Source organism: Streptomyces yerevanensis (genome assembly GCF_000716805.1).
GTDB lineage: Bacteria > Actinomycetota > Actinomycetes > Streptomycetales > Streptomycetaceae > Streptomyces > Streptomyces flaveus.
Window position 1 is genome coordinate 1 of sequence record NZ_JNWJ01000145.1, and the last position, 8314, is coordinate 8314.

The following is an 8314-nucleotide window of genomic DNA, read 5'->3' on the forward strand; positions in this document are numbered from 1 at the left end:
GCGTGTGCTCCTCCGGTCGAACTGCCCGTTCACCAGGGAGACTTGCGCGATGGCCTGCCCTTGTTCAGGGAGCACTCACCACCAGCGGTTGCACGCCCCGGGCAGACACCCGCGCGTTCACGACCCTCGACCGGCTACACCACTCGGCGGGACACCATCACACTAGAGGGTGAACAGGACTGGTGGGACGATGAGTTGGGGCGAAGGACGGGGGATTCTTGCGGGATGACAGGCGGCAGGTTCAGACGGCGGTGCCGGGCAGTGCGGACTCCGAGGAGCCGCTGATGCTTCCGTTGGAGGCGATCGAGCTGGGCCTTCCGTCGCGTTCACGAGCGTGACACGTTCTGGTGCGGGCTGCTGCTCGGAGGCTGTGGGGCACCGACGAAAGCCTCTGACAAGCAGCGTTACGGGCAACAGCGCTGTCGATTCCCACGTTCAAGGTGATCGTTTCCCAGCGTTGTCCAGAGCGGCTGAGTGCGCTCACTGCCTGCCGGACAGCCGCCACCTCGGCGGTCCAGCTACTCGGGCAGGCTCGCGAGACCCGCGGCCCACCGCCGTATCCCTGGACTCTTCGCGTTTCGGCATAACGCTCGAATGGAACGTCGGCGTACTTCGGGCGCACAGGTGGCTGGCGTGAGGACGCTCGGCAGCAAGGCGGAAGCCGACGGTTGCTCTCAGGTCTTGATGGCTCGGCCGTGAGGCCAGGCAAACGAAAGCGCGGTCGGAGGAGAATGCCGGAGCTGGCGCATTCTCCTCCGACCGCATGGAAAGGGCATCGTTCGACGATGTCCGTGATCGCGATCGCCTTGCCAGGGTTTACTCATCCTCGGACGACTCCTCGCCCTCGGCCGTCGGCGCCTCCGCTTCCTCCGTTTCCGCTTCGGTTGTGGGTTGTTCGCCTTCGGCCGGGGTCGCCTCGGGTTCCGTAGTCTCGCTGGTCGTGGGGGCTTCCGCCTCCGTGGCCTCTGCGGTCTCCTCCGCCTCGGCTGCCGGCTGCTCGCCTTCGGCCGGGGTCGCCTCGGGTTCCTGGGGTGCCTGTTCGGTGTCGTTCATGTGTTCACCTCCTTCCCGCGGTGCACAGTCAAGGAGTCTGGCGTCGGTCGCTTGGGAGCTGCCGCGATCCCAAAGGGGGCGCTTTCGCGCGCTTTACGCCTTTTGTCTTATGCCTCGGGGGCGAGGATGTCAACAGGCCCCATGGGCTCGCGGTGAGCGGCTTCTACGGTCCATCGGCCAGGTGGTTGCGGCGGGCGGTGACCAGGGCATGCCATCGCTGGTGTGTGACCGATTCTCTGTCGGTCCACCGCGCGGTCGACGCCGTGTCGAGGGGGAGGCCGGCCATGAAGTGGACGATGTCGCCGTAGTAGGCGTAGTCGCCGTCGCGGGTGTTCTCCCGCAGCCGGGCGATCGCCGCGGCCACTTCATCGTCGGCGCCCCGGACAGCGTGGTGGAAGGCGAGGGCGAGCTCCAGGGTGAGTTCGATGTAGGTGAGGCCGGCGACTCGGCCACGGCGGGGTCGAGGAAGGCCAGGGCGAGGGCACGGTGAGCCTGAGCGACGAAGGTCCGCCTGGAGCAGGCCCGGATCATTAGGTCGCCCCTCCCGCTCCCGCAGCACCTCGCCCGGCGGGGCGGGGTGCAGGGCCCCGGGCGGGCAGTCCCCGCCCCACCCGGCGGCCGTATCTGTATGTACGGACCCTCCTCGCCCCCATCACGCGCCCGGGCCGCCGCCGATGAGCCTGCCGCGCCGCCGGCCCCGGTGGTGCTGCCCGCGCCGCGCCCGGCGGTCGTCGCGCAGCCAAAGCCGGAGGCCCGACGTCGTCGACCAGGCGCCGCTGGTCCTCGAGGAACTGACCCGCGAGCAGGTCCTCGACTGGCGCAACCGCGCAGCCGCCGACCACCAGTTGGTGTTCGACCACATCGACCGCTACGGCGAGGCGTCTGTTCACCGGGGCATTCGTCGCCCAGCTGCAGCGCATGTCCCGTCTCGGTCACCTGGACCTCGGCTACACCACCTGGGAGCGGTCATGAACAGGCAGATGTCCGGCGTAGTCCGGCCCGTGGTGCACTGCGCGCCGGGCCTGGACGACTCCATCGAGGCCGCCCTTGCCGGATTCAACTCTGGGCGTCAGTCCGGCAGAAGCGATCAGTCGGGGGACTGGAACCGTTGCGACGCGGACCGGTGTCAGTGCCCACGGCTACCGTCCGCAGCATGACGTCGATTCCTCACCCCAACTCCGCGCGGTGGCTGCTGGAGGTCACGGCCGCCTCAGCCTCTGCAGACCCCACCGCCTTCCAGAAGCAGCGGCAACTGCTGTGCTCCGTCGCCGGGTTCGATCCCGCCTCGCGGACGTGGTTCGTACGGATTGGTGTGCTGGACATTCGGGCGCTGGAGATCCTGCAGCGCCTGTACGAGGCGGCGCAGCGGTTCGGGGCCGAGGTGCGCGTGCAGGCGATCGTCGCCCCGGACACCTGGAAGGGCCCGTGTTTCACCGACGTCGGCGAACTGGCGACCCTCGCGGCAGCACAGGCCGACCGGAGCCGACCGCTGGGGCAGCTTCCCGTCTCCTGACCTGGCTATGGCGGCGCCATAGCCACTCATGACCCGGACGCGGCCACTCGAGTGGGCGTTCGGCGGGTCAGGCGAAGCGCTGGCTGAAGCGGCGCAGGTAGTCGTCCCATTCCAGCTCCGGGTGCACGTGGAACCAGCTGCCGCCGGGTTTCGGCTTGTCGGGGGTGACTGCGTTCCGCCGGTTCACCGAGTGGTCCCAGGCCAGGGTGTGGGCCATGCTTCGCCGCCTGGTCCTGGGCGAACTCGGTTCGCGGGGCAAGCTGGACTGGTCGCGGTGCGCGATCGACTCCGTCAGCGTCCGAGCTCTTAAAAGGGGCCGCTGACGGGACCGAATCCGACCGACCGTGGCAAGCACGGATCGAAAATCCACCTCATCGTCGACCGAAACGGCCTGCCCCCTGTCGATCGGTATCTCTGCCGCCAGCCTCCACAGCACGTCCATTGTCAGTGCGGTGCGCTTCACTGTCCGCCATGGAGCTCACGCAAGCGACCGTCAACGACCTGCTGGCCCAGCTCGGCCCGGAGGACGGCTACATGTACCTGCCCGGCGACCTGGACCCGCAGGACCTGACCGACCTGCTCGCCAGCAGGTACGGCGCCCCGCGCACCCTCGTCCTCGGCGGCTTCACCGATCCGACGGTCGACGAGTCCAGGGGCGCGGCTCTCCTTGTCCCCTTCGAGGACCGGGCCATGACGATACGGGCGTGGGCGTACGGGGATCAGTGGGTCGGCACGGGTACGGCGCGGGACGCCGAGGGGGCCGAGCGGCCGGTGTTGGTGGTTGCTCACAGGGAGGTGCCAGAACCCTTGGCGGCCGCTCCGGACGAGGACGAGGACGTCGACTGGATGGAGCGGCTCAGACGGATCACCGGCTGGACACAGCCTGCCCAGCGGCCGGACGTGGACTGGGCGGAGGTGGAGTCGCGCCTGGGCGCCGCGCTGCCGAGCGACTACAAGCGCATGGTCGAGACGTTCGGCGAGGGCGCCTTCGACGGATATCTGGGCCTGAACCAGGAGCCGTGGACGGATCTCAGGAAGGACGGTCTGCTCATCTGGGCGGGCACGGAGCACGAGGACCTGTACTGCTGGAGGGCCGACGGCGACGACCCGGACCGTTGGCCCGTCGTGGTCCGGTCCTTCGACGGCGAGGACGTCCCCTTCGACTGCCAGGCCGCGGAGTTCGTCTGCCGCATCCTCATCGACCCGCACCACCCGTTCACGATGGCCCGCTATTTCGACACCCACTGGTTCTTGACTTCCTTCCCCTCGTGAACGAGGGGATTCCTACGGCTCGCGCCGTGGGGTTTTCTGCTTCACCGCCGACCGCCCGCCCGGAGTTCTCCGTTGAGGTCTTACACCGGCTCCACAGACAGACACCGCCAGCCCGGCGGCCAGAAGGTTCTCAGCGGCGTTCACGTCCCGGTCATGGGCCGTGCCGCAGCTGCCGCACGTCCAGGTGCGGACGCCCAGCGGCATCGCCTCAGCGAGGCTGCCGCAGGCGGAGCACAGCTTGGAGGAGGGGAAGAAGCGGTCCACCGCGATCACTTCCCGCCCGTACCAGCCGGCCTTGTACTCCAGCATGCTCCGGAACTGGGCCCACGCGGCATCACTGATGGCGCGGGCCAGGCTCCGGTTTTTGACCATGGTGCGTACGGTCAGGTCCTCGATCACAAGCGTTTGGTTCTCACGCACGAGTCGAGTGGTCAGCTTGTGCAGCACATCGCGCCTGCGGTCGGCGATCCGGGCGTGGATCTTCGCGACCTTCTGGCGGGCCTTGCGCCGGTTGGCGCCCTCGCCCCTGGCCTTGCGGGACAGCTCCCGCTGCGCCTTCGCCAGGCGCTCGCGGTCGCGGCGCTCGTGCCGGGGGTTGGCGATCTTCTCCCCGGTGGAGAGGGTCAGCAGGTGGTCCAGGCCGACATCGATGCCGACCGCCGTATCGGTGGCCGCGAGCGGCTTGATGGCCGGGTCCTCGCACAGCAGGGACACGAACCACCGTCCCGCCGGGTCCTGCGACACGGTCACGGTGGACGGCTTCGTGCCTTCGGGCGTACCTGGCGCGTTTGGCGAAGAAGTTCGCGAAGGCGTTCTGCAGGTGCCGCAGCGCCTGCTGTAGCGGGACGGAGGAGACCTCGTTGAGGTAGGCCAGTTCTTCGGTCTTCTTCCACGCGGTCAGCATCGTGGAGGTGGCGTTGTAGTTGACCCGTTCCTGCCGCGCCCACGCCTCGGTGCGGGCGGCGAGTGCCATGTTGTAGACCTTGCGCACGCATCCGAAGGTGCGCGACAGCTCGGCTGCCTGCGCATCGGTCGGATAGAAGCGGTACTTGAACGCCCGCTTCACGCGAGTGGCCATGCCTTAAAAACTAGCATATCAACTTGTGACCACCTGCTGGTGGTTGGTGATGGACGCCGATCCACCCGAAGGGCGGATCGACGTTCCCTGCCCTGCTCCGCAGCAGTCCGTTTCCTTCCCCGCCTGAAGGCGGGGGTATCCACGGAGGAATCCAGATGAACTACCGGGAAAGCGGCTGACCAAAGCTCCGCCGCCAACGGCATCCGCAGCCTGGTTGGCGGCGCCTTCGGGGAGCAAGGCAGAAAAATTCGTCTGCCACAGCAGACTCGCCAAATGCAAGCCGGTGCCGCCCCGCGCAAGAGATGCGGCCCCCTCGCGGCTGTCACTCCGTGCTGTCTCCACAAGCGACTTTGGTTCGCGTTCGCGTTCGCGTCCCGCCCGGCGGCGCCGGGAGCTGTTCGGGTAGCTGGACGATGCCGTCCGCGACCGTAATCCGGCCCGGGGTGCGGGCCCTGCTCGCGCGTAGGGAGGCGACCGCCGGGTCCGACCGCAGCCGGACAACCGACTGGTGGCCTCGTTGGAGAAGGCCGTCAGGGCCGCGGGCGGCCGAGGTGACGGCCCTTCAGCAGGAAGAGGTCGACGCCTGGATCGGCCAGACCCGCACGCCGCGCCCCGAGCCCCGTCGAGTGGAGCAGGCTGCGGGCTCACGGTGCTCGTCGTCGTGGGCCCGCCGTGGTGGATACGACTCAGGGGGTGTCGTGGATGGTGGCCGCTGTGCCGTTGGTGATCTTCACCTCGGCGGTGAAGCCCTTCTTGGCGGCGCTCTCCAGTTCGGCTTCGGTGCACTCGGTGCCGCCCTCTTGTCCTTCCCCTACCCCCGGGCCCCCGCAGACCTGGCCGTAGCCCCAGATGTCAGTGTCCTCGGCGACGAAGAACTGCTGCGGGACGCCGTGCTCCTCGGTGACCGTGTACTTGCCCGGCGCCAGGTAGGAGACGGCGCCGTGCCAGGTTCCGTTGACGCCCTTGCCCTTGTTGATGCCCTCGATGGCCGTGTCGCGGGAGCCGGAGTCGGATCCGGTGCCGTCCTCGGACTGAGCGGCACGCCGCTCGGAGACCAGCGTGGCGACTCCGTCCTTCATCTTCACATCAGCGTTGACGGCGCCCTTCTTGGTGGCCGTCTCCAACTGGTCCAGCGTGCACGGCGCGTCGACCTTCGACTGCGCGTCCCCGCATATGGTTCCCACGCCGTAGACCTCGGTGTCGTCGGCGACCCAGAACTGCTGGTCGTTCTTGCCCGGGGCGGACACGATGTACTTGCCCGGCGCGAGGTAGGTCACCGTGCCGTTGCTGAACGTCCCGCTGACTCCCTTGGACATGGAGTCCTTCGCGTCGCTGGAGCTGTTGGAGTCCGCGGCCTCGGCTTTGTCCGCGACCGCGGCAGAGTCCTTGGTGCCCTTGCCGGAGGACGAGCCGCCGCTGGTCGCGGAGTCGCTCTGGCAGGCGGTCATCAGCAGCCCGGCAGTGATCGCGGCGGTGACGACGACGGCCTTGCGCAGGTGGCGGTTCATCACGGGAAGTTCCTTCCGATGTGAGGGGTGGCGGGGGCGGCGGTGCTTGTGCCGTTCTCCCGCTGTGTGACCAATAGGAGGGCACGCCAGTCCCGCAGGTCACGCCCGTCCTCGTATCAGGACACCGTTGTCATACAGCCGTGACACAGCAACACATCGGTCGCCGAGGCTGCGGTCCGGCGTGCCGGTTGGCGACAGGTGATTTCGCGTGCGGTGCAGCGGCTGAAAACCCGATCCGGCGCCGACCACGGCACGATTTCCCGCGCCTCTTTCGAGCCGGCTGCCCGACTTGGAGGACTGCGCCACCCAAATCCGGCTCCTTCAGCGGGAGATGACCGCCCGGATCAACGCCAAGGCCGTCGCGGAGACCGTGAAGGCGCCGCGGATCGGCGCCCTCGGAGCACGACGTGAAGCGGCGGTGCAGGCCCTATCGGTCACCGGCCATCGGCAGGGGACAGCCCGCACAAGCTGCCTGACTCCCGCAGGTTGGGATCACCCCGTGTGGGCGGGACATATCCACGGGTTCGATCAGGCCGGGGTTGAGGAGGGGGTAACCCCCTCGCGGGCGGGGGCTGTTCTGCGCAGAGCAGGCTTGGGGTGGGCTGCGATGTGCGCGACGGGGCGGTCGCCTCTGGGTAGCGCGTCAGGTTGGCTCAGCGGTCGTGGTGGCCGCCGGCGCGGTGGTTGTGGTCGCCCCAGGAGTCGGTGTCGATGACGCGGCCACGGTCGTTGCTCAGGGTGGCGGTATCCGAGCGGTTGTCCCACACATACCCGTGCCGGTCCTGGTAGACGTCGCTGCCGCTGTCGCGGCCGGTGCCGGTGTGGACGCGAACGGTGGCATGCCCCGCCAGCCAGAAGCCATCGAAGGTGTAGGTGTGGCCGTCTTTGTCCGACAGAGTCCAGCCGTCCAGGTTCACCGCGTGGCGCGAGGTGTTGGTGAGCTCCACCCACTCTCTGTTCAGCGAATGGTTGCTGCCGTCGTCGTAGCCCGGCGAGTCGTACTGCACGTTGCTGATCTCCACGTGCGGCCGGTGGGGACGCGGGGCGTGGTCGGCGGAGGCCGGCACGGCCGTCGCTCCCACCAGGGCGCCGGCCGCGGCGACGGCGAGGGACAGACGGCGGGCGGTGACAGACAGGGAAGCAGACATGAAGACCCTTCATTTCCGTGGTGGCAGACCGGAGTCCGGCATAGAAGTTGCCGAGGTCTGCTGGTGCGGGTCCCGGCCCGGTGGTCGAGGACCCTCAGACTTCCGCCCAATATGCACGATATGAGCGTTACGCGATGTCTGTTACAGATTGCCGATAATTTTGTGACAGTCGCCTGCACCATCCATTCACGAAGCGAAAGCGGTCTGCCTGCTGCCCCGTCAGTTCCGTCCGCCTCATGAATACCGGCCGGTCCCAACCTCGGCCAGCACACCCCTTCCGGCACCCCGCCAGCCCGTCACCCGAAAGTGCGTAACAGTACGAGCCTGGGCTGCCGGGCATGGCCGCCCTGTGGCTGACCGTCCGCGGGCGCGGACGTCCGTGGTCCCAGTCAGCCGCTGCCTGGGCTGCAGGAAACCAATCCGCTACCCGGGCGCACTGACCTGACGGCACATCAAGGGGCAACGGCCGCGGGGTCAGCCGCGTTGCTCATGCCGCTCGTCACCGGCCATTCGCCTGCCGCCTGTCCGCCTTCGCCACTGGAACCGGTCAGTGACGCCAGTTGCCGGGCCGTCGGCCTGCGGCCCGTGCTCGGCACGTTCCGCCGACGATCGCACGCAGGTGAAAGTCCCGGCGGGACGGGGGGACCAGCCGGGGCGGTGGGTGGTGGCGTGCGGAGGGCGGTCGCCTCTCGGCGGGGGGCTCCATGGGGCTTCAGCCGGACGATCGTCCCCATGGGCTGTA

The 8314-nt window shown here is 68.5% G+C and carries 6 protein-coding genes and 2 pseudogenes; 3 read left to right on the forward strand and 5 right to left on the reverse strand.

Annotated features, from left to right (window positions below; all coding sequences use genetic code 11):
• Positions 1 to 816: 816 nt before the first annotated feature.
• Both OP79_RS48350 and OP79_RS48355 read right to left on the reverse strand, forming a co-directional pair.
• Positions 817 to 1053: a hypothetical protein gene (locus OP79_RS48350; protein WP_033329604.1), complete on the reverse strand. Its 237-nt coding sequence runs from the start codon at positions 1051 to 1053 to the stop codon at positions 817 to 819.
• 163 nt (positions 1054 to 1216) lie between these two features.
• Complete coding sequence (locus tag OP79_RS48355) at positions 1217 to 1417, reverse strand: hypothetical protein (protein WP_033329605.1); 201 nt, start codon at positions 1415 to 1417, stop codon at positions 1217 to 1219.
• A 789-nt stretch (positions 1418 to 2206) separates the two neighbouring features.
• Between OP79_RS48355 and OP79_RS48360 the strand changes: the two genes are divergently transcribed.
• From OP79_RS48360 to OP79_RS48365, 3 genes and pseudogenes are all read left to right on the forward strand, one after another.
• Positions 2207 to 2566 (forward strand): hypothetical protein, encoded by a 360-nt coding sequence (locus OP79_RS48360; RefSeq protein WP_033329606.1) that lies wholly within the window; start codon positions 2207 to 2209, stop codon positions 2564 to 2566.
• A 110-nt stretch (positions 2567 to 2676) separates the two neighbouring features.
• Positions 2677 to 3001 (forward strand): annotated as a pseudogene (locus OP79_RS54975) (transposase family protein); the annotation flags it as partial.
• A 36-nt stretch (positions 3002 to 3037) separates the two neighbouring features.
• Positions 3038 to 3838 (forward strand): SMI1/KNR4 family protein, encoded by an 801-nt coding sequence (locus OP79_RS48365; protein ID WP_033329607.1) that lies wholly within the window; start codon positions 3038 to 3040, stop codon positions 3836 to 3838.
• A 12-nt stretch (positions 3839 to 3850) separates the two neighbouring features.
• On the opposite strand, the pseudogene OP79_RS50250 reads toward OP79_RS48365, so the two are convergent.
• The 3 genes and pseudogenes from OP79_RS50250 to OP79_RS48380 form a co-directional block, all read right to left on the reverse strand.
• Positions 3851 to 4916: pseudogene (locus OP79_RS50250) on the reverse strand (RNA-guided endonuclease TnpB family protein).
• A 686-nt stretch (positions 4917 to 5602) separates the two neighbouring features.
• On the reverse strand, positions 5603 to 6424 hold the full coding sequence (locus OP79_RS48375; RefSeq protein ID WP_033329608.1) for a hypothetical protein: 822 nt from the start codon (positions 6422 to 6424) through the stop codon (positions 5603 to 5605).
• A gap of 653 nt (positions 6425 to 7077) precedes the next feature.
• On the reverse strand, positions 7078 to 7572 hold the full coding sequence (locus OP79_RS48380; RefSeq protein ID WP_033329609.1) for a lamin tail domain-containing protein: 495 nt from the start codon (positions 7570 to 7572) through the stop codon (positions 7078 to 7080).
• Positions 7573 to 8314: the final 742 nt, after the last annotated feature.

Coding starts and splice junctions, on each gene's coding strand:
- OP79_RS48365 (WP_033329607.1), top strand. CDS start 3,038: ATGGAGCTCACGCAAGCGACCGTCAACGACCTGCTGGCCCAGCTCGGC.
- OP79_RS48380 (WP_033329609.1), bottom strand. CDS start 7,572: ATGTCTGCTTCCCTGTCTGTCACCGCCCGCCGTCTGTCCCTCGCCGTC.
- OP79_RS48375 (WP_033329608.1), bottom strand. CDS start 6,424: ATGAACCGCCACCTGCGCAAGGCCGTCGTCGTCACCGCCGCGATCACT.
- OP79_RS48350 (WP_033329604.1), bottom strand. CDS start 1,053: ATGAACGACACCGAACAGGCACCCCAGGAACCCGAGGCGACCCCGGCC.
- OP79_RS48360 (WP_033329606.1), top strand. CDS start 2,207: ATGACGTCGATTCCTCACCCCAACTCCGCGCGGTGGCTGCTGGAGGTC.